The sequence below is a fragment of the Terribacillus sp. AE2B 122 genome, assembly GCF_902497585.1.
Lineage (GTDB): Bacteria > Bacillota > Bacilli > Bacillales > Amphibacillaceae > Terribacillus > Terribacillus saccharophilus_A.
The window spans coordinates 755,260-775,015 of record NZ_LR700942.1; the positions used below are offsets into that span (position 1 = coordinate 755,260).

The 19,756-nt window shown below is 40.7% G+C and carries 20 protein-coding genes and 1 pseudogene; 3 read left to right on the forward strand and 18 right to left on the reverse strand.

The annotated features are described in order from the left end of the window. Nucleotides 1-22: 22 nt before the first annotated feature. Nucleotides 23-571, forward strand: a complete 549-nt coding sequence (locus tag AE2B122_RS03860; RefSeq protein WP_095217744.1) for a TetR/AcrR family transcriptional regulator — start codon at nt 23-25, stop codon at nt 569-571. Between the two features lie 218 nt (nt 572-789). Here the strand turns inward: AE2B122_RS03860 and AE2B122_RS03865 are convergent, their stop codons facing one another. Together AE2B122_RS03865 and AE2B122_RS03870 are read right to left on the reverse strand one after the other, a co-directional pair. Beyond that, complete coding sequence (locus AE2B122_RS03865) at nt 790-1,560, reverse strand: Cof-type HAD-IIB family hydrolase (RefSeq protein ID WP_095270172.1); 771 nt, start codon at nt 1,558-1,560, stop codon at nt 790-792. A 246-nt stretch (nt 1,561-1,806) separates the two neighbouring features. Beyond that, the gene (locus AE2B122_RS03870) at nt 1,807-2,079 is read right to left on the reverse strand and encodes a holin (protein WP_175073140.1); all 273 of its coding nucleotides are present in this window, start codon (nt 2,077-2,079) and stop codon (nt 1,807-1,809) included. A 1,511-nt stretch (nt 2,080-3,590) separates the two neighbouring features. Here AE2B122_RS03870 and AE2B122_RS03875 point away from each other — a divergent pair. Both AE2B122_RS03875 and AE2B122_RS03880 read left to right on the forward strand, forming a co-directional pair. Next, entirely contained in the window at nt 3,591-4,040 is a 450-nt protein-coding gene (locus tag AE2B122_RS03875) for an N-acetyltransferase (RefSeq protein ID WP_095230260.1), read from the forward strand. A 443-nt stretch (nt 4,041-4,483) separates the two neighbouring features. Continuing rightward, nucleotides 4,484-4,903 (forward strand): VOC family protein, encoded by a 420-nt coding sequence (locus AE2B122_RS03880; RefSeq protein WP_175073141.1) that lies wholly within the window; start codon nt 4,484-4,486, stop codon nt 4,901-4,903. Nucleotides 4,904-5,077: 174 nt separating this feature from the next. On the opposite strand, the gene AE2B122_RS03885 is transcribed toward AE2B122_RS03880, so the two are convergent. From AE2B122_RS03885 to AE2B122_RS19120, 16 genes and pseudogenes are all read right to left on the reverse strand, one after another. Next, nucleotides 5,078-5,641, reverse strand: a complete 564-nt coding sequence (locus AE2B122_RS03885) for a GNAT family N-acetyltransferase (protein ID WP_141235001.1) — start codon at nt 5,639-5,641, stop codon at nt 5,078-5,080. Nucleotides 5,642-5,848: 207 nt separating this feature from the next. Next, on the reverse strand, nt 5,849-6,043 hold the full coding sequence (locus AE2B122_RS03890; protein ID WP_175073142.1) for a DUF5776 domain-containing protein: 195 nt from the start codon (nt 6,041-6,043) through the stop codon (nt 5,849-5,851). A 1,128-nt stretch (nt 6,044-7,171) separates the two neighbouring features. Continuing rightward, a complete protein-coding gene (locus tag AE2B122_RS03895) occupies nt 7,172-7,387 on the reverse strand; it encodes a hypothetical protein (protein ID WP_175073143.1) in 216 nt (71 codons plus the stop codon). Nucleotides 7,388-7,616: 229 nt separating this feature from the next. Then, entirely contained in the window at nt 7,617-8,951 is a 1,335-nt protein-coding gene (glnA, locus tag AE2B122_RS03900; RefSeq protein WP_095217735.1) for a type I glutamate--ammonia ligase, read from the reverse strand. A 16-nt stretch (nt 8,952-8,967) separates the two neighbouring features. Then, complete coding sequence (locus tag AE2B122_RS03905; RefSeq protein ID WP_095217734.1) at nt 8,968-9,360, reverse strand: MerR family transcriptional regulator; 393 nt, start codon at nt 9,358-9,360, stop codon at nt 8,968-8,970. A 97-nt stretch (nt 9,361-9,457) separates the two neighbouring features. Continuing rightward, a complete protein-coding gene (locus AE2B122_RS03910) occupies nt 9,458-10,711 on the reverse strand; it encodes a methionine gamma-lyase family protein (RefSeq protein ID WP_175073144.1) in 1,254 nt (417 codons plus the stop codon). Then, on the reverse strand, nt 10,708-11,949 hold the full coding sequence (hflX, locus tag AE2B122_RS03915; protein ID WP_175073145.1) for a GTPase HflX: 1,242 nt from the start codon (nt 11,947-11,949) through the stop codon (nt 10,708-10,710). Before hflX ends, AE2B122_RS03910 begins: the two co-directional genes overlap by 4 nt. Before the next feature lie 165 nt (nt 11,950-12,114). After that, nucleotides 12,115-13,242 carry a Ger(x)C family spore germination protein gene (locus tag AE2B122_RS03920; protein WP_175073146.1) on the reverse strand — a complete coding sequence of 376 codons (1,128 nt, stop codon included), beginning with the start codon at nt 13,240-13,242 and terminating at the stop codon, nt 12,115-12,117. Next, the gene (locus AE2B122_RS03925) at nt 13,232-14,344 is read right to left on the reverse strand and encodes a GerAB/ArcD/ProY family transporter (protein ID WP_175073147.1); all 1,113 of its coding nucleotides are present in this window, start codon (nt 14,342-14,344) and stop codon (nt 13,232-13,234) included. Before AE2B122_RS03925 ends, AE2B122_RS03920 begins: the two co-directional genes overlap by 11 nt. A 12-nt stretch (nt 14,345-14,356) precedes the next feature. Further along, on the reverse strand, nt 14,357-15,922 hold the full coding sequence (locus tag AE2B122_RS03930; protein WP_175073296.1) for a spore germination protein: 1,566 nt from the start codon (nt 15,920-15,922) through the stop codon (nt 14,357-14,359). A gap of 198 nt (nt 15,923-16,120) precedes the next feature. Beyond that, nucleotides 16,121-17,041: an AAA family ATPase gene (locus AE2B122_RS03935; RefSeq protein ID WP_175073148.1), complete on the reverse strand. Its 921-nt coding sequence runs from the start codon at nt 17,039-17,041 to the stop codon at nt 16,121-16,123. Nucleotides 17,042-17,183: 142 nt separating this feature from the next. Beyond that, nucleotides 17,184-17,417, reverse strand: coding sequence for an RNA chaperone Hfq (gene hfq, locus AE2B122_RS03940; protein ID WP_038560416.1), 234 nt, complete (start codon nt 17,415-17,417; stop codon nt 17,184-17,186). 41 nt (nt 17,418-17,458) lie between these two features. Next, nucleotides 17,459-18,388 carry a tRNA (adenosine(37)-N6)-dimethylallyltransferase MiaA gene (miaA, locus tag AE2B122_RS03945; RefSeq protein ID WP_175073149.1) on the reverse strand — a complete coding sequence of 310 codons (930 nt, stop codon included), beginning with the start codon at nt 18,386-18,388 and terminating at the stop codon, nt 17,459-17,461. Between the two features lie 85 nt (nt 18,389-18,473). Beyond that, on the reverse strand, nt 18,474-18,929 hold the full coding sequence (locus AE2B122_RS03950; RefSeq protein WP_095217727.1) for a Dps family protein: 456 nt from the start codon (nt 18,927-18,929) through the stop codon (nt 18,474-18,476). Nucleotides 18,930-18,965: 36 nt separating this feature from the next. Then, a complete protein-coding gene (locus AE2B122_RS19115) occupies nt 18,966-19,199 on the reverse strand; it encodes a peptidoglycan-binding protein (RefSeq protein WP_254593425.1) in 234 nt (77 codons plus the stop codon). Next, nucleotides 19,194-19,589 (reverse strand): annotated as a pseudogene (locus tag AE2B122_RS19120) (M23 family metallopeptidase); the annotation flags it as partial. The gene AE2B122_RS19115 and the pseudogene AE2B122_RS19120, both read right to left, overlap by 6 nt. Between the last annotated feature and the right edge of the window lie 167 nt (nt 19,590-19,756).

Consider the following 19,756-nt stretch of genomic DNA (forward strand, 5'->3'; position numbering starts at 1 on the left):
TTTAATAAAGGGGGGTTTTTATTTGAATAAAAATGATTTGCGAGTCTTAAAAACAAAACAGAATATACATCTTACATTAACAAATCTGCTAAAAAAGAAGCCCTTACCTCAAATAAAAGTAACGGAACTCTGCAAACTAGCAAATATAAATCGAGGAACTTTTTATTTTCATTATCAAGAAGTTGGAGATGTCTTTAAGGAATTTTTCGAGGAGATTATGATGGATTTAAGAGAATCCTACAATGAACCTTATCGTCATACAAAGTATATTGAAAGAGAAAAACTGGACCCAGAAACGGTACGTATCTTCCATCATGTTCAAAAATACGAAGAATTTTATAGGATTATCTTATCTAAGGAAGTATCTGCAGAGTATTATTACATGCTGTTCGATGAAATACGCTCGATCCTTGTTGATGATAAACATACAAATCACCTAGAAGAAGATTATTTATTTTCCTATTCCTCCAATGCAATTATCGGATTGATTATCGAATGGTACCGCCGTGATTTTCAAGAATCCGCTGATGAAATGAATATACATTTGGTTAATATACTTAAGTTATATTGATATTGTTGCAAAAGTCTTGTTAATACTACATACAAACCCCCTGACACCAATGTATCAGGGGGTTTTTATAATACTAATAGATGTCCTCCATGTACTGCTCGCGTTCCCATGAGTGAACTTGTGTGCGGTACAAAATTTCTATAATAATATCTCCTAATAATCCTGTTAAAAATAAACTTGCCTCTTATATACTTGGCAAGTTCTATTAATCCTTCTCTCTAAATTAATGACATGCTCTTAAGGGCATTGTAAATTCCGTGTTCATTGCAACTATCTGTGATTATATCGGCTTTCTCTTTAACTTCAGTTTCCGCATTACCCATCGCAATCCCAACTCCTGAAAGTTCCATCAGTTCAATATCATTGTTTCCATCTCCGAAAAAGACGATATCTTCACGCTTGAAACCATTTTGTTCTGCAATCTTCAAAATGGTTCTCGCTTTCGAACCTTCTCTAGGTATAACATCTAACCCATATTCGTGCCAACTCACATATCTGAATTCTTTGATAGCATATCTTGGAAGGTCTTCTTTCTTGCAGAAAAGCATAGCTTGAATAATTGAATTTTCTCGCCAAAAATTTTGATCAAACTCAGGGATGGTCCACCCTAGACTTTCGTAAGCTTTAGTTAACGCCTCACCTGGTTCTTCGAAATGTCTGGCTAATCCGTTAGCTGTTTGAAACACAACCTGATCATTGTTTTCCATCGCAATTTCAATAAGTGTATGAATAGATTCCTTTGATAAGATTAGTTCATGTGCTAATTCATGACGGACATATCCAATTGATCCATTACATAAGACATATGTATCGATTTCAAGTTCATCAACAATGGATTTTGCTGAAGGATAGTCCCTCCCTGTCGCAATGACGATTACATGTCCTTGGTCTTTAAGAGAAACCAAAGCTTGTTTTGTACTGACAAGAAACTCCATTTCTGTTGTTAATAATGTTCCATCAATGTCAAAGACAATAAATTTTTTACGCATTTTCTATCACCACTTTCCGTTAGCCTTTTTCAAGTCTTCGTTCATAATACGCACTAAGCATACACATAAATTCCATTTATTTCAAAAATATTCATCTTAACAATAACACAACGAGACTTATTAGAGAAAAATTGAGAAAGCCCCTCCAATTATGGAAGGCGTATTTAATTACACAATTATTCACTCTGCTTCTTACCCCAGTTGAATGTATCGTTTTATCATATAAATCCATAAAAAAGGCCTTCCTTAGGCCGCCTTATCGTTATTATTATCTGAAATTGTCTTTTTCCCCAATGAGTACAATCCTGATGCTGCAAGCCCAGCAAATCCCCCAGACCATAGCCTCAAGACTACATCCATATCAGTGAATGGCCAAGTCAAAAAGCCGACAAGAATACCTATAAGCAAGCTAATCAATGGCAAATACCTCTTATTTACTGTGATTGTCTTTTTTATCAGTTGCACTAAAGCAATTACAATCGGGCTGATAATCGAAGCAAAGGTCATTACTTCTTCCATTTATATCATCACCTCTCCTGTATTCGTTCTTACTTATTCCTTTCTGCAATACTTAATTCCTTCAATTTAAAAAATGTCCCAAGAGCCACTGGATAATCAAAAAGACAATCTCGCCAGACGCAAAAATACTGGATATTCCCAACTAAGTTGCTTTATTTTGATGTAGTATCGCGTTTATGCTGCCGATCATCAAATAAAATACTGGATAACATGATGTGTTGTTCTCGCCCTTCTGCCAACGCGGTGTTTTCAATCTGAGCAGTACCGACAACGCGGTTTACTCACATCTCCAAGAAATTGGAACAGAACACTTTGTATAAATAAGAAGAATACAAGAAAAGAATGCGCGAATAATTATGGGAGTGGATTAAATTTACGAACTGTATAAAGAAAAGAAAAACCCCTGATACCAATAGTATCAGGGGTTTCTTTACTGTTCGCGTTCCCATGGGTGAACTTGTGTGCAGAACAGAATTTCTATTTAAAAACCTCGAAATATCTTCTAGTAATAGTTGATATTTCGAGGTTTCTTTTATAAGACTGATAATAATGTAGTATATAAGATATTTGGGGGTGTTTGGGAGTGGATTTACACCCCTCTTTATTGTTTTTCCACAACCGTAACAGTTATTATCGGTAACTCTGTTTCTTCCTGCTTACCCAAACAGTGTTCTTCATTACTTCAATAGCTTGGGTAGCTAAGCAATGGATAGACACTAGTAAGAAGGACAATGAATAAGGTACAGGGGCTTTGCCCTTCCCTTATCATAAATATAATTATATATATCAACACATCTGCTATGCAAAAAAACACTAAATTCTTTTTAATATTGCTCGCTGCTGCAGCGTTCATTGCCTACAACATTTATGGTGGAGTATGGTTGAATATCTTAAGTGCTGGATTAGCCATTGCAACTCTAATTGTTGCATTTTCAGACCTGTTCAAAAGGAAGGGTAGGTAGGTAACTATGTACACATTCGATAACAAGGAACAACTAATTGAGTTCATCCAGAAAGACATGTTGACATCCTCGGAAGCCCTAGAGTTTCTGCGGATTACACGTAGCAGACTTAGCCAGTTGTTAAAGAATGAAAAGATTGTACCAAACGTTCCGGGAAAGATAGTTTGTTCCTTCGCGAAGATCTGGAGGAACGAGAAGCTATACAAGAGGAATAAACAAAGAAGTATCGCCCGTATGACGAAAAAGATGGGGGAAGTAATTTGAGCTTCAAATCGTTTCTTTATACCGTCCTGAAAATATCCAACGATGTAAACGCCGTAAATAAAGGGCCAAAAGCTACATCTAAGCGGATTGGTGGCGGGATATACGGTAAAACTACAGGCAGACTCAAAAATAGATATTTAAATGAATACCCCCTCTTCCCTCAGTAATTGGAGGTTTTTTTTACAAAGATTGTATTCGTAAGGATTGTTGCTAATCCCATAACGAAAGAATTTTTTTACTATTTTATGGTATAATTTAAAGAAAATAACAGAATGAGGGGTTTCCTTGATTAAAAAAATTGACATTCGTAATATTAAATGTGCTGCCGATGTTTTAAACATACAAATACCATCATATAAGGTAGAGGCAGAAATTATTGGAACATATGATATACCGCCATTAAAGGACACGGTTTACACTTTGCAACATTGTGGAGAAAATTTCTTTGGTTATTATGAAAATGGAAATCTATACGGAGTAGTATCTATAAAAGTAGACGATGTTGTAGTTGATATACATAGGTTAATCGTACACCCAAACCAATTTAGAAAAGGCATTGCACAGTTGCTTTTAAATTTCATTGAAACTAAGTTCCAGGTTGAAACAATAAAAGTCGCAACAGGATCTAAAAATACTCCAGCTGTTAGTTTTTATAAAAAGAATGGATTTCAAAATATTAACGAAGTCTTGGTAAATGAGCAACTATCCTTAACTTTTTTTGAAAAGAAATTATAATTTCCTTATTGAAGTAATAGGTGCTTAAGTTGAACAATAGTAAAACCACTTCCTTTTGGAAGTGGTTTTTTTACACCTAACTCATATAAAAATCAATCACACCTTTCTTCAATGTGATTATATGGGTAAAAGGAGGAGATACAATGATTAGACCACATATATACAGATTATTTGTTGGTAAAACAGAAGGTAGTTCATGACTTCATTGCACACGAGGAAGGATACGACCTGGAAAGAGCTTTAGAATGGGATCCCAGGTTTTTGAGGTTTACCGATGAGGAACAGAAGATGTTCGAGGAAATGTATATGGATCATGCCGCTCTAATTTTTGTAGTAAACCCCTCCCGCTAAGGAGGTATTACTATTATATATCTCAAAATGTATTACTTATGGTAAACTCAGGATATAATTTTCCAAATTAAGGTTAACAGGAGGCGGAGTTTTTGACTAAAAGATTATTGAGAGTTGGTACAATTTACATCCCGGTATTAAATGTAGATCTTTCTTCGGAATGGTATTTAGAAAAATTAGGTGCTGAATTGACTTATAAAGACAAAGATAAGGCAATATTCAATTTTGCTAATCAAAGCATATTTCTTGTAAAATCCAAGGATAATCAGAGCTCAAATTTTTATGATACTCACGGTGAAGAACGCTTTTCATTAACATTTGGGGTCAATGGATTAGATGCTTTAAAAACTATACATAAGGACTTTATAAAAAAACAAGTAAGAGTTGGAGATATTGAAGATAGAGGACACACCGGAAGAAACTTTGTTTTCTACGACTTAGATGGCAATAAATTTGATGTTTGGAGCGAATTGAGTCCTCAATTCAAGGAACAGTATTTAATATCCGAATAAAACATATAAATTCTTACTCAATACAGTAGTAATAAAAGTGAAAACTTAACCCTAGTTATAAATAAAAAAACCTCCAATTAAGGAGGATTTTTTTCTATCGTATTTCTACATATTTTGTGGAAGCGGTGATATACAGACCGGATTTAATTTGATACATCTTGGAGCCGCTCACTGTCAGCCCTTTTGTGATGGCACAATCCACCCGTTAGAGCTCTTTTGTATGTGAGATCCCTTTGTGTAAAGATAAAGATCATCAGCTTGACCTTCATTCTCTTCTACAATACCTTGTAACTCGAAATTTAGTTTCTGTAATAACTTTATAGATAGTATGTTTCTGGGGTCTACTTTCGCCTCGATTATTTTTAGGTTAAGTTGATGGAAGGCATAATCAACTAAACCGTTGACTGCTTCTGTCCCATAACCCTTGTTCCAAAATTGACTATCTAAATCATATCCAATTTCGGCTGACTTTGCCTCAAAATTGAGTGAATTAAAACCACACGATCCTATGATAGTATTAGAATTCTTTTTAAAGATGGAATATCTTATGGCTTCTCCTCGTTCAGATAAATCACTTAAAAAGGCAATCATTTCTTCCGCCTCATTTATTCGAGTAAACCCTTCAATATTCATATATTTTGTAACCTTAGGATTTGACCAAATAGCAAATAATGAATTTGCATCACACTTATCCATCTTTCTTAACATTAATCTCTTGGTTCGAATAGTATTGACTATCAAATGCTTAACCTCCATTTATTTAAATTAAATTGTGGTGTGGTATAAGCTTTGATATCTGCGCATAATTCAGTCCCTTCATGAATTAATAAGATGAAATACTGTCAAATTGATTGACCAATTTATTGTAGCATTAGATTACCTAAATTGTAATATTCTAGAATAAAATGGTTTACAAGACTAACTTCATACTATAAATTTGAGACTTTATTTGCTTATTTCTACATACTTAGTGGAAGCAGTGATATACAAGCCGGATTTAATTTGATACATCTTGGAGCCGCTCACAGTCAATTCTTTCGTGATAGTGAATGCTTCGCCAGGTTTTAACTTGATTGCTTTGTCATTCCAGTTGGCACTGTTGTAAGTCCATAGCCAGCAATCTGAGTTGTTTTTCACCACAACTAGTTTACCAATGACACCCTTGGCCGGAGATGAGTGTATTTATTAATTTTGTATCTTCGTAAATATGTCACTCATCAAAAATCAAGCAGCCAGGTCGCCCTCCATCTTTAGTGTCAGCATTCGAGGTACGGAACATAAACTCGGCAATGGTAGATTTTCCAGTGAGGGCTCTATAACAGCATCAATTATACCTTCTGCTGCTCTCCTTATATCAGTTTGTTCTTTACCAATTGGTGGACAATAAAGCATTTTTTTGTGACTTCCATGTTCCCCCACCCTTTCAATTACCCATATCTTATGATTGTGGATCTGGTAAAAAGGCTAAAAGCCTTAATACACTCGTTTCCATAAAACCCATAGGAATGAGTTACACATAGCATTTTTATGAATATTTTAAGAGAAAGTAGAAGAACTATACCCTAGAAAATAACGTTTGCTAGGTAATTTCTTTATATGTTTCTTTAATTCTTTCTTTAGCGTTTTCTATTATATGAAGAATCTATTTTTTGGGACGGCTAATTAGAGGATAGAGTGTCCGCTAATTAGCGGTGTCCTCGGATTAGCGGACACCTTCATGTTAGGGCATAAAAAAAGCCAGCCAAGTATCTCTTGGCCGACTGTTGATAATACACATATACAGGCTTTTTAGAGCAACAACACAAGGAAAAATTCCGGAATGTTTTCGAGTTTTTTCGTACAAAAAAAAGGCAGCAACCTATAGGCCGCTACCATGATTGTACAAGACACTATTTCTTAGTGCTTTGAGCTTTAACTGTAGTGACAGTAGTTACTTGCTTTGCTGTCTGCTGCTGTTTTAGGTAGTCTTCTCGAAACTTATCTTTTGCAGCAGAAAAAATGCAGAGCATAACCAACCCTCCTTATTTGTAAAGATAAGCTTCGTAATACTTGTGTTGGAATTTATGCACAGATGTATTACAATTCCCCCAAAATATAGCACGCGTAGAGCTTTGATTTCAACAGAGAATAATTACTAATCAATTTTTTTATTATTACCTATTCTATGCATCTTCGATTTGCTACTTGCTACATTTTTGAAATTGCATCTCGAACAAATAGATCTTTAAATAATGAAAAAGCAGATATAGATATCTGCTTTTTTGTCAATTATACATTTCTCTGAATGACTGCAATATTCATGTTTAAAGCTAGCTTATAGAAACCTTTCCAACCAATCTTTGCATATGTCTTCTCGGAGATCGGCAGCTGAAATACAAAGGAATAAACTTTATAATCAGTGATGTACTCCGCATCCTCACACATATACCGTTCTTTAATCAGGAATTTCTCCGACTTAGGCAATCTTTCAACTGCTCGTTCCAATCTCTCGCAGAACCTTTTCTATAAGCTGCTTCATCTGCATTCTCTTTAGTTATGCTGCTTGTCTGATCTGTAATGGAATTGCTGCGCCCTCCACCTATTGCGTCATAAGATGCTGTAGTGCTAGCTTCTCTTTCTTCAGGGAAAATGGTTTTTGGTGTTTTGTGCTTGCTATACCTTTCTCAACTTAAAGAAAAACCCCTGACACCAGTGGTATCAGGGGTTTCCTCAATTAAAAGTCTTCCATGTACTGTTCGCGTTCCCATGGGTGAACTTGCGTGCGGAACATATCCCATTCGATTTCTTTCGCTTCGATGAAGTGTTCGAATAGGTGATCTCCTAGTGCTTCGACGATGATGTCGTCGGATTTAAGCTGCTCAAGAGCATCGTATAGTGTAGCTGGAAGATCTGCTACGCCATTCTTTTCTCTTTCTGCTTTGTCCATCACGTAGATGTTACGGTCGATGGATGCTGGTGCTTCCAGGTTGTTCTTGATTCCGTCAAGTCCTGCAGCAAGCAATACGCTCATTGCCAAGTATGGGTTCGCTGCTGGATCAACGCTGCGCACTTCAACACGTGTGCTTGCTCCGCGAGCGGATGGTACACGGATAAGCGGGCTACGGTTTTTACCGGACCATGCAACGTAGCATGGTGCTTCATAACCTGGTACAAGACGCTTGTAAGAGTTAACTGTTGGGTTTGTAACCGCAGTGAAGTTAATTGCATGCTTCAACGTACCTGCGATGAACTGGTAAGCTGTTTCAGAAAGCTTCAACTCGCCGCTTTCATCGTAGAATGCGTTTTTGCCATCTTTGAATAGAGACATGTTACAGTGCATACCAGAACCGTTCACACCGAATAGTGGTTTCGGCATGAATGTTGCATGCAGACCGTGTTTTCTAGCGATTGTTTTTACTACAAGCTTGAATGTTTGGATATCATCAGCATGTTTCAATGCATCAGCATATTTGAAATCAATCTCGTGCTGGCCTGGTGCCACTTCGTGGTGAGAAGCCTCAATTTCAAAGCCCATCTCTTCCAGTTCCAATACGATATCGCGACGAGTAGTTTCACCCAAGTCAGTTGGTGCAAGGTCGAAGTATCCGCCTTTATCGTTCAATTCCAAAGTAGGTTCGCCTTTTTCATCAAGTTTGAACAAGAAGAATTCCGGCTCTGTACCGATGTTGAATGCGCTGAATCCAAGCTCTTCCATTTTTTTAATGTTACGCTTCAGGTTGTAACGCGGGCAGCCTTCGAATGGCTCTCCTTCTGGAGTGTAGATATCACAGATGAAACGTGCCACTTTGCCTTTTTCGCTTGTCCAAGGGAATACTACGAATGTATCCAAGTCCGGGTAAAGCTTCATGTCGGACTCTTCGATGCGCACGAAACCTTCGATGGAAGATCCGTCGAACATCATTTCGTTATCCAATGCTTTGTCCAGCTGGCTAAGCGGGATTTCCACGTTTTTAATTGTGCCAAGCAAGTCGGTGAACTGTAAGCGAATGAACTTTACGTTCTCCTCCTTGATAATCTTGATTACATCTTCTCTAGTAAATTTCGCCATTCTTTCTCCTCCTCTATTAATGGAAGAATCGTGATAACTCTCCCTGACGTAACGAAGCTTTGCCCAATCGGCCGGTATCCATCAGTTCCTGACGCAGCATCTGTCTTAATGCTTTATCAGAGATCTCCGGTTCGATCGGTGTTTCAAGCATTTCTGCGGTCGGTTTTTCTCTGTACGGCAGCATTTGCTTGATTCCTGCAAGGTTGATTCCTTTATCGATCAATTCCTTGATTTCCAGCAGTCTATCCACATCGTTGAATGAGAAAAGACGCTGATTGCCTTCTGTTCTTGCTGGGAAAATCAGTCCGTTGTCTTCATAATAACGGATTTGTCTCGCTGTTAATGCAGTAAGTGATTTTACAATACCAATAGAGAACAAGGGCATAGATCGGCGATTTATGTCACTCATTTATCGTCCATCCCCTTTCCTTATGTACTCTACGTCTATTATAAACGTAGGTAATTTTAAATGTCAACACGTGTTAGCTTAGTTGACATGAAATTTTTTAGTATGCTTGATTAGTTGATATCAAGCCTTTTTCTAATAGATTCTGAGCTGCGTCCATAATAGCGAGCTTCACATGGGCATAAGTCAAGCCACCCTGGACAAAAGCTGTATACGGCGGGCGTATCGGTCCATCTGCCGTCAATTCCAGGCTAGCACCTTGAATGAAGGTTCCTGCCGCCATGATGACATCACTCTCATAGCCGGGCATCGGAGCTGCATGCGGTGTCACATGGGCGTTAACCGGTGACGCATGCTGAATCGCCTGACAGAAGGCAATCATTTGATCTGCTGAGTGGAAGTTCACTGATTGAATTAAATCAACACGCTTGCTGTCGAATTTCGGTGAAGTGGAGAATCCAAGCAACTCCAAAAATCGTGATGTAAAGATGGCGCCTTTCAACGCTTCTCCAACTACGTGTGGTGCAAGGAAGAATCCTTGGAACAGCTCCTGCAGCATCCCAAGTGATGCGCCTGTCTCTTTTCCAAGACCTGGTGCAGTCAAACGGTTGGCACACAACTCAATTAAGTCGGCTCGACCAGCAATATACCCTCCCGCACGGACAATACCGCCACCCGGGTTCTTGATAAGTGATCCTGCTATTACATCTGCACCAACATGAAGTGGTTCCTCCGTTTCAGCAAATTCCCCGTAGCAGTTATCAACAAAAATGATTGCTTCTGGATACTTCTCTTTTACGAAAGAAATCATTTCACCAATCTCTGCAACAGAAAAAGAAGGTCGGTCGGCATATCCTTTTGAACGCTGGATTGCCACCACCTTCGTTTTCTCGGAAAGCTTTGCTGCCACAGCAGGATAGTCAACTGCTCCATCTTCTGTCAAATCAACAGCATCGTATGTGACACCGAAATCCTTTAACGAACCTGTATCTTCTTCTCGGTTTCCAATGACACCTTCCAGCGTGTCGTATGGCTTGCCAGTTATATATAGAAGTTGATCTCCTGGACGTAAAACGCCGAATAATGCAGTAGTTATCGCGTGTGTACCAGAAACAATCTGCGGGCGGACTAGGGCATCCTCTCCGCCGAACACTTCTGCGTATACTTGTTCGAGTGTCTCCCGTCCAAAGTCATCATAGCCATATCCTGTGGTAGGGTTGAAATGACTGTCACTAACACGCTGGTGGCGGAAAGCATCCATCACCCGTTTCTGATTTTCTTCCACGATACGGTCTATTCTAGCGCGCTCGGCGCTTGTTTCTTCTTCTGTTCTTCTTGCTGTTTCGATTATCATGCTTCATTCTTTCCTTTCAACTGATGGAAAAGCGGATGATCCGGCAATACGAATCCGCTCACTTCATAGGCATCCATTTCCTCGTTGTATTCCCTTTTGGTTAAAATCGTCTCCTGTGCAAGTTTATCTAATAGACGGCCGCCAGAGGCAGGTACGATTGTATCATAAAATTCACTTGCTTCCTGGATCATCTCCTGCACTTTTTCCATTACAAGTCTGCGGTCTTCTTCTTTGAATGCAGAGATCTGGATATATGGATGTGCACTGGCAATGAAATCTTCTGTAAGTAAATCTGCTTTATTGTATACTGTCAAAATCGGTAATTGATCAGCCCCAAGTTCTGTTAGCAGCTTCAGTACAGTAGCCTGTTGCTGTTCATGATCCGGATGCGCGCTATTCACCATATGAATGATGAAATCAGCTTCTGTTACTTCCTCAAGTGTTGAACGGAAAGCTGCGATAAGCGCTGTCGGAAGATCCTGGATAAATCCAACCGTATCGGTTAACAGTGCTTGAAAACCTGATGGGAGTCGCATGCGGCGCGTCATCGGGTCCAGTGTAGCGAACAGCTGGTCTTGCTCCAGACTGTCATTTCCTGTCACTCGGTTGAAGATTGTTGATTTTCCGGCATTTGTATAACCGACCAAAGCAATTTGAAAAGCCTGATTCACTTTACGGCGCTCCCTATATCGGGAACGGTGCGAGACGACAGCTTTTAGCTGCTGCTTGATTTCATCAATCCGGCGGCGGATATGCCTTCTGTCGGTTTCCAGTTTTGTCTCACCAGGTCCTCTTGTCCCAATACCTGCTCCAAGTCGGCTCATTTCGGTACCTTGTCCATACAATCTAGGCAGCAAATATTGCATCTGTGCCAATTCTACCTGCAGTTTGCCTTCTCGGGTATGTGCACGTGTTGCGAATATATCAAGAATCAACTGGCTTCGATCGATAACACGAACGCCGATCCGGTTACTGATATTTTTTAATTGTCCCGGCGACAATTCGTCGTTGGATATGACCAGAAGCGGCTCTTCCTGTTCCACTAGCTCAGCAAGTTCCTCCAGCTTCCCTGATCCGAAATATGTACCAGAATGCAGGCGCTCCCGTTTCTGTGTGACAATTCCTGCCACTTCGCCACCTGCTGTTTTTGTTAAAGCTTCTAATTCATCAAGCGAGGATTGAAATCGCTCTAATGTCTGAGTCTGATGATGGACTGCCATCAATAATACACGTTCCATACTGTCACCCTTTCCATATGTCATTATACCCTATCAGACAAGGAAAAAGCCTTCACTTTAAGCGAAAGCTTTCAAGAAAACACTAGGAATACATACATCCAAACACATAACAAGTAATTTTCAGCCTAAAAATGATTCATTCTTTGAAAACAGCAATGTTTTGAATCATTTCACTACGTCGCCTGTGTTGACAACCTTAATACTTACTTGGCAATTAACATCTGCTTTTGCAAAATATTCATCCCATTCCTTCTTCATCGTTTCATATTCTCTAGGATATGCTATTCGGAAACTCTCGGAAAAATCCACTACATCCGTTTTATAATCTTTTTGAAGCTTATTCAGCGTTCCACTCACCAGACTCTCGACTTCATCTGATGCTAATCTTTCCAAATCTGTTACGTAATTCTCAGACAAATTATGCGCTACTTTTGACCAATCCTCCGTTATCCATCCCTCTGCTCTGATTTGTACCTGGAAGGCAATTCGCCCATTTTGGAACTTTGGCTTCACTTTTGTTTTATAAGTCTGTACTTCATAAACAATCGTATTATTTTTCTCGTCCTTAAACTCAAGCACCCCCGCTCTCCCTTCTCCAGACAGCCAGTTGACTCCCTCTACCTCTTTTACCGACAAAAAACCGATAAGTTTTCTTTCTTTCCCTTTTACTACCCCCGCCCCATCTACCTTGACTGTATTTTTTTGCTTTTCTACATTCGGCAGAACAAAGCTTGTTTGAGATAACAGATTTGCAGCCACTTCACCAAGACGTACTGCTGGGAGGATCTCCAGCGTGCTTGTTTGATTCTCGAAGATGCTGCTGATATAACTGCTTGGTATTTCCCCTTCTATATTTGTGTTCAATACGTCGCTGGCCGGCTGCTTGCTGAAAACGACAAGCGGACTTAGCCGTGTGACATTATCACGTAACATTTGGTCCAGGAGGATGGAAAGATCATAAGTACTCGCTGTTTCTTGATTGATAATGATAGATTCCAGATGATCCGTATACACCGGATAAGGCAGCTGGAGGGAGAGACTGCGCAGTATATTCTGAACTGAACTCCCTTCAACTGTCAGATTTTGATATATCTTTCCTTGTGGTGCCACTCCCTGTACACCTTTTTTCTTTGTGACAGCAATCTGCGTGGTATGCTTGATTGGATTCTGTTCATTTTCACTGCTATCAAGCCCAAAACCAATTACAAAAGAGATGTCTTCTATATCTGAACTGTCCCAGCAGCCGCAAAGGAATAACAGGGCTACTACGCAAATGCAGATTTTACGTATCATTTTTTGCCTCACCGCCTCGCTTCAGCCCTCTTGCAACTGCAATTATCAGAAGCATGGTAGGAACAATGAAGGAAAAAACAAAGCTTGTCCAGCCGATAATCGTCCCCATCTTTTCCAGTTGATTCAGATCCTGAGGAATTAAACAAATAAAATAAACTGCAGCCAACAGCATATAGTTTGCTTTTTTATACGATATACGCGTCAGTGTAGAGATACCTTTTGCCGCTACATACTGACAGATCACATATGTCGTAAACATCTGAATCAGCCAAACGACTAAAAACAGAGCATCAAAGCGTTCGAACAGTATACCCTCGTATTCGTATTCTTGAATAAGGGCAAACGTAGGCCATTTCTGATGCTTCATTCTTTCAACAGATAATCCCCCCGTGATGATGACTACTGCTAACAGGTAAATGGATACAGGTATGCCTAATCCAATCAATGCAACCTTTTTCGCCTGTTTCGGATTCTGCATCATTGCAATGAAAACGAGTAAAAATTCTAATCCGCTGAAAGTAAGGAATGTCGGTGTAAGACCTTTCAGTATTGGCACTGGACCAAGACCGAACAATGGCCTTAAATTATCTATCTCAAAGACTTTAAAGCCTAGACAAAACACCAGGATGAATATAACCAAACAAGCAGGGGTCAATAGCTCGATCAGCCTCGCTATAGGATTAATGCCGCCTACCAGCAAGTAAATTGCAATCCAGTACATACTGATTATGATGACAGAGATCGGTGTTTCTTCCAGCAGATAAAACTGTGTCAGTTCACCCATGGAACGAATTTCAAAAGCGCCGATCAAAAGTGCGTAACCAATAAAACCGATACTTAGGATTGTACCTATCCACTTGCCGACAATCAGCTTGTTGAATTCAAAAAAAGTAAGGCGTTCAAAACGAAGGCTTAAAGACACAATGATAAGACATGATAAATAAGCACATATACCGCCTAGCAATACGCACACCCATAAATCCGGTGTGCCCACTTCCATTGCCAAATTCCTAGGAAGTGTAAAAATACCTACAGCTATTAAGGTTGAAGAAAGCAACGCAACCATTTGTATTGTCGTAATTCTTGTCGTTCCCATTTTCATATGTTGCATCTCCTAATATTTCTTCCTTCTGACTCTATCCTTCGGAAAATATTCGGCAGGGCGATTTCTCATCGTAAACAAAGGCAGACGGAAAAAGAAGTCCTTCCAGTCGTCTTTGCTGTAAAGTGTACCCGGCGTAACAAATGGAACGCCAAAGCTCCGAAGCTTGACCGCATGGACACAAAGCGATAAAAAGAATAAACTGATCCCGTATAAACCGAGGAAAGCTGCCGAAAACATAGCAAGGAAGCGGAGTGCTCTTTGTGCAATTCCTGCTGCGTAGTGCGGGGATACAAAGGAAGCGATGGCTGTGGCAGCAACGACTATAACCATTATTGGACTAACTAAACCAGCTTGCACCGCTGCTTCCCCGATGATCAAGGCGCCAACCAAGCCGACAGTTTGTCCTACAGGCCGCGGAAGTCTAAGACCTGCTTCCCTTAACAACTCAATCGATACTTCCATCAAAAGCGCTTCGATGATCGTTGGGAACGGAACACCAACCCTTGTTCCAGCTATTGCCAACGCTAAGTCAGTAGGTATTAAACCTTGATGAAAGGACACGAATGCAATATAAAAGGAAGGCAAGAAGATACTAAGAAAGGCCGCTACATACCTCAATATCCGAATGAGTGACATCGGAATCCAGCGTTCGTAATAATCCTCTGGCGACTGCATCATCATGGAGAAAGTTGCCGGTACTATCAATGCATAGGATGTACCATCAAGCAAAATGGCTACTCTCCCCTCCAAAATCGACCCCATCACTCGATCCGGACGCTCGGTTGATTGCACTTGCGGAAAAATGGACAGATAGTCATCCTCGATCAGCTGTTCAATATAACCTGATTCGGCTACATGATCAATATCCATATTTTGAATTCGATTATTTACGTTTTCTAACAACTCTTCATTGGCAATGTCTTTCACATACACAACAGTGAGCTGCCTTTTCGTCCGCTCCCCCACCTCAAAATCTTTAAAGGTCAAGTTAGGGTCTGATGTCATTCTGCGCAGCATTGCCGTATTGTCACGAATGTTTTCAATAAAACTTAATCGCGGCCCACGGACAAGTGCTTCTGTAATCGGTTCGTTCAAACTTCTTGAAAGCCATTTTTTCACGCTAAGAACCAGAACTTCATCCAGACCATCAACAAAGAGCAATACAGACCCCGATAGAAGCTGCCGGACAATTTTATCAGTGTCTTTCGTCGCTTTCACATCACTGACCTCAATCGCATGATGCAGCAGATAATCCTTTATGCTTTCACTCTTAAAAAGATTGAGCCCTGATTTAGACTGTTTGGCGTGCAGCAGTGGATGGAGGATGGATTGCTGCATCTGCTGCTGATCAACTAATCCGTCAATATGAACGATAGCACAGCTGCGATTATCCATTCCCAGTTTGAATTGACGATAAATGATATCAGAGCTATCACCGACAACAGCTTTCAGCTGTTTTAAATTTGCTGATATTTTTACAGACAGGGCAAAATACTCCGGTATGAAATGCTGCTCTTTTCGTGTATAGGGCTTTTTTCGAAGTTCTTTCAGCTTATTGCTTAGCAAGGTCAGCATAATTGGAATAAGGACAACTATAATTGTCCCCAGCCAAACGTCCCTTTGAACAAGAAAATCCAGTATATTTCCCATAATGTGCACTCCTTGCTAAGTATGGTGCCCTAGTAAAATACTGCTATACTAAATCGTTAACAGCACAAAAAAAAAGCTCTGAGCGTATGATTCACACACACTTGAGCTTTTTGATTCATTCTGTCATTCTTCTTGGTTCAAATCAGCGACAGTCACTTTCATCAGCTCTTCGGTCGACAGATGGTGGTCATGGCGTACGAGCCGAACAGCTTGCATCCGAATGGCTTTTTCAATGACATTCCGCACAAAGCGGGCGTTCGAAAAATCTGCTGTACGTTTTGCTTTCTGCTGGACGATGATTTCTTTGAGCTTCCATTCTGCTTCTTTGGTCAGTTGGTACTCTTTTTCTGAAAACATTCCTTTCGCTATATCCATAAGCTGTTCAGATTTATAATCAGGGAATTCGAGTTGGATAGGAAACCGCGACCGCAACCCTGGATTCAAGCTCATGAAATGCCCCATTTCCCTAGGGTAGCCGGCAAGGATAAGTATGAAACGGTTAGAGGCGTCTTCCATATGTTTAACAAGAGTATCAATTGCTTCTTTGCCGAAGTCCTTTTCTCCGCCCCGAGCCAGGGAGTAAGCCTCGTCTATGAAAAGGATCCCACCCATGGCACGCTGGACGAGCGCCCGCGTCTTCTGAGCAGTATGCCCGATATATTCCCCAACTAAATCAGCTCTTTCCGCTTCGATAAAATGACCTTTATCCAACACATTCATGTCGTGGAAGACGGATGCAAGCTTGCGGGCTACCGTCGTTTTTCCAGTACCGGGATTGCCTTCAAACAGCATATGCAGCACTTGCTTTTCTTGTTTTAACCCTGCTGCTTCCCGTTTCCCGCTGATATGGACATTTGCATAAATTTCTTTAATTGTTTTTTTGAGCTTTTCCATCCCGATGAAGGCGGAGAATTCCTGGTCGATATGACGGAATGGATCGATGTCGCGCTTGACAGTTCCACTTTGCAGCTGTTCTGTCTCCTGCTGTCTGTTTTTCAGGACGATATTGATTTTCCCTTTTGCATTCGTAACTTGAGCTTCCACATGATCACCCCTCACTGCTGTAGTCTACGCTCAAGACGGGTAGGCCGTGACAAATGCCCAATGGTCTTTTTCTACTTTATTCAGCAACCACGCGCTTTACAACCACAAAACAAAACGAGCGCCATATGGCGCTCGCTCCGATTTAACTCTGTTCTTTATAATCCAGCGATACATTCTTCACTGGGGAGAATGTGGAAATCGCATGTTTGAAGATTAATTGCTGTCTACCTTCCGTTTCGAACAATACAGTGAAATTGTCAAAAGCCTTCACCGTTCCACGGATTTGGAAGCCATTCGTCAGGAAGACTGTGACTTGCATACGTTCTTTGCGTAGCTGATTCAGATATTGATCTTGAATATTAACAGATTGAGACATCTATTCCCCTCCTAATTTCTATACGGTTCCTATTTCTACCTTTATTCCAGCTTTCCTGCAAGTTCTTCTAAAATAATTCTAAATTTTTCATTTTTTGTCGCAGGAGTGATTGCATACCAGTCTACATGCATCTTATTGCGGAACCAGGTATATTGCCGTTTGGCATATCGCCTGCTGTTCTGCTTCAACTGGTCAACCGTATCTTCCCAGTCCATTTTCCCTTCCAGATAAGGGATAAACTCCTTATAGCCGATTGCTCGCATAGATTGGGTATCTTGAACCCCACTTTCTACCAGACGCTTGACTTCTTCCAGCAAGCCTTCTGCAAGCATTTTATCAACCCGCAGATTTATCTGCTCATAAAGAAGATCCCGGTCCATATCTAACCCTATCATTGTTGTGTCATAACGAGCATCTGGCTCTGTTTCTTCGTGATCACTCATTCTTTTCCCAGTACGATGGAATATTTCCAACGCACGAATGACTCGGCGTACATTATTAGGATGGATGCGCTCTGCTTGCACTGGATCCACTGCCTGCAGCTGTTTGTGCAAATGTACTGGGCCATGGGTTTGGGCCTCCTGCTCCAGCTTCCGCTGATAGCTGTCGTCTCGTTTCGCTTCTGAAAAATCATAAGCATAAAGGGCTGCCTGTATGTATAAGCCGGTCCCGCCTGCAATAATAGGGAGTTTTCCTCTGCTTGCAATATCTTGAACACAAGCCTCTACATCAGCTTGAAAATCAGCAGCTGAATAATTTTCATCCGGATCACGAATATCAATCAAATGGTGCGGAATTCCTTGCTGTTCTTCTTTAGTTACTTTTGCGGTTCCAATATCCATGCTTCTGTAAATCTGCATGGAATCGCCGCTGATCACTTCTCCACCATATCTCTTGGCGATCTCGATACTCAGCTGTGTCTTGCCGACACCTGTAGGTCCGACAATGACGATTACTTTCTGCTTGTCCATGTCATTCTCCTTCTTTAACATGTCATTAGTTTAGCATAACACTGCAAAGAAAGATAAACGAAAAGCCGTGCGGGCTACGCACAGCTTATCGATCGGCATCAATTAGATATTTCGACAAGCGGATCGCCTCGTATTCCAGCCTGCCAAGTATATCAACAAGCAATCCAGCGGTCGCATCATCTTCCTGCCTTTTCGCAAGTGGTATACCGGTAATCTTGATCTCTTGTGCAAGCTGACTGTAATCATGACGCATTGTCTTGACTACCTCATAATCTTCATCATCTGCCTGGGCTTCCTTTATAGTGGCTTCCTGCAGGAATTTGCTCATAACCGCAATTGGTCTGCCGCCGATGGAAAGCACTCGTTTACCTAAGCATTTCTTTATATCATCCAGCTGTTCGTGTAAATCCTCGGTATATTGCTCAATTACATAGCCGTATGGACCTTTCGCATACCAATGGTAACGCTGCAGTTTCACGTGTAATACACTTATATTGGCTATCTGCTGGTTAAGAAAGTCTATAAGATGTTGATTTTGCATAGCTAACGCCTCCTCTGGCTGTCAGCATGCCCAAAATCAGAACAATCTATTCCACGTTTCCGGCCCGACAATTCCATCCACACCAAGTCCATTGTTACGCTGGAAATTGATGACCGCCTGCCTTGTATTCGGTCCGAATATCCCATCTGCCGTTACACCTAGCGCGCGTTGGATACGTCGGACATTTTCTCCACGGGATCCCGTCCGGATATAGCTGCCTGGGTATCGGACACTAGTAGTCTGCTGCGCACTGTTAGCTGTTGTTCCGATATAATTGAGCGGGTTGACCGCATTTGATTTTTCTGCATTCCATCTGCCTCGATGCAATTCAAAATGCAGATGCTGACCAGTGGAATCCCCTGTGCTGCCCATATAGCCAATGAATTGCCCTTGTCTGACAGTATCACCTACACGAACTTGCCTGGATCCGGACCGCATGTGAGCATAAACTGTTTCATACGTCTGACCATTTAGCTGGTGCACAATAAAGACAACTTCACCATAAGATGTAGATACATAAGACCTGCTGACAGATCCTGCCGCTGCTGCGACAATACGAACTGTACCAGATTGAGCCCAGTCGACACCATTATGACTCGATCTCGCACCCAGGAAACCATTTGTCAGTCTGCCTGTAGTTGGTTTGATGAATAATGCCATACATATACTCCTCCCTGTCATTTTTTAGGTTACAGGATATTATAATCGAGACACTTACCAGTCGAAGCGGTGAACACCTAGACAAGCAAAAAAGAGGCTGGGAAAAAAGTGTTTTAGCCATATAAAAAACCGAACTATATTGTAAATCTTCATAAGAAAATTTGCAT

Coding starts and splice junctions, on each gene's coding strand:
- AE2B122_RS03865 (WP_095270172.1), bottom strand. CDS start 1,560: ATGCGTAAAAAATTTATTGTCTTTGACATTGATGGAACATTATTAACA.
- AE2B122_RS03870 (WP_175073140.1), bottom strand. CDS start 2,079: ATGGAAGAAGTAATGACCTTTGCTTCGATTATCAGCCCGATTGTAATT.
- glnA (WP_095217735.1), bottom strand. CDS start 8,951: ATGGCGAAATTTACTAGAGAAGATGTAATCAAGATTATCAAGGAGGAG.
- AE2B122_RS03905 (WP_095217734.1), bottom strand. CDS start 9,360: ATGAGTGACATAAATCGCCGATCTATGCCCTTGTTCTCTATTGGTATT.
- AE2B122_RS03910 (WP_175073144.1), bottom strand. CDS start 10,711: ATGATAATCGAAACAGCAAGAAGAACAGAAGAAGAAACAAGCGCCGAG.
- hflX (WP_175073145.1), bottom strand. CDS start 11,949: ATGGAACGTGTATTATTGATGGCAGTCCATCATCAGACTCAGACATTA.
- AE2B122_RS03920 (WP_175073146.1), bottom strand. CDS start 13,242: ATGATACGTAAAATCTGCATTTGCGTAGTAGCCCTGTTATTCCTTTGC.
- AE2B122_RS03925 (WP_175073147.1), bottom strand. CDS start 14,344: ATGAAAATGGGAACGACAAGAATTACGACAATACAAATGGTTGCGTTG.
- AE2B122_RS03930 (WP_175073296.1), bottom strand. CDS start 15,922: ATGCTGACCTTGCTAAGCAATAAGCTGAAAGAACTTCGAAAAAAGCCC.
- hfq (WP_038560416.1), bottom strand. CDS start 17,417: ATGTCTCAATCTGTTAATATTCAAGATCAATATCTGAATCAGCTACGC.
- miaA (WP_175073149.1), bottom strand. CDS start 18,388: ATGGACAAGCAGAAAGTAATCGTCATTGTCGGACCTACAGGTGTCGGC.
- AE2B122_RS03950 (WP_095217727.1), bottom strand. CDS start 18,929: ATGCAAAATCAACATCTTATAGACTTTCTTAACCAGCAGATAGCCAAT.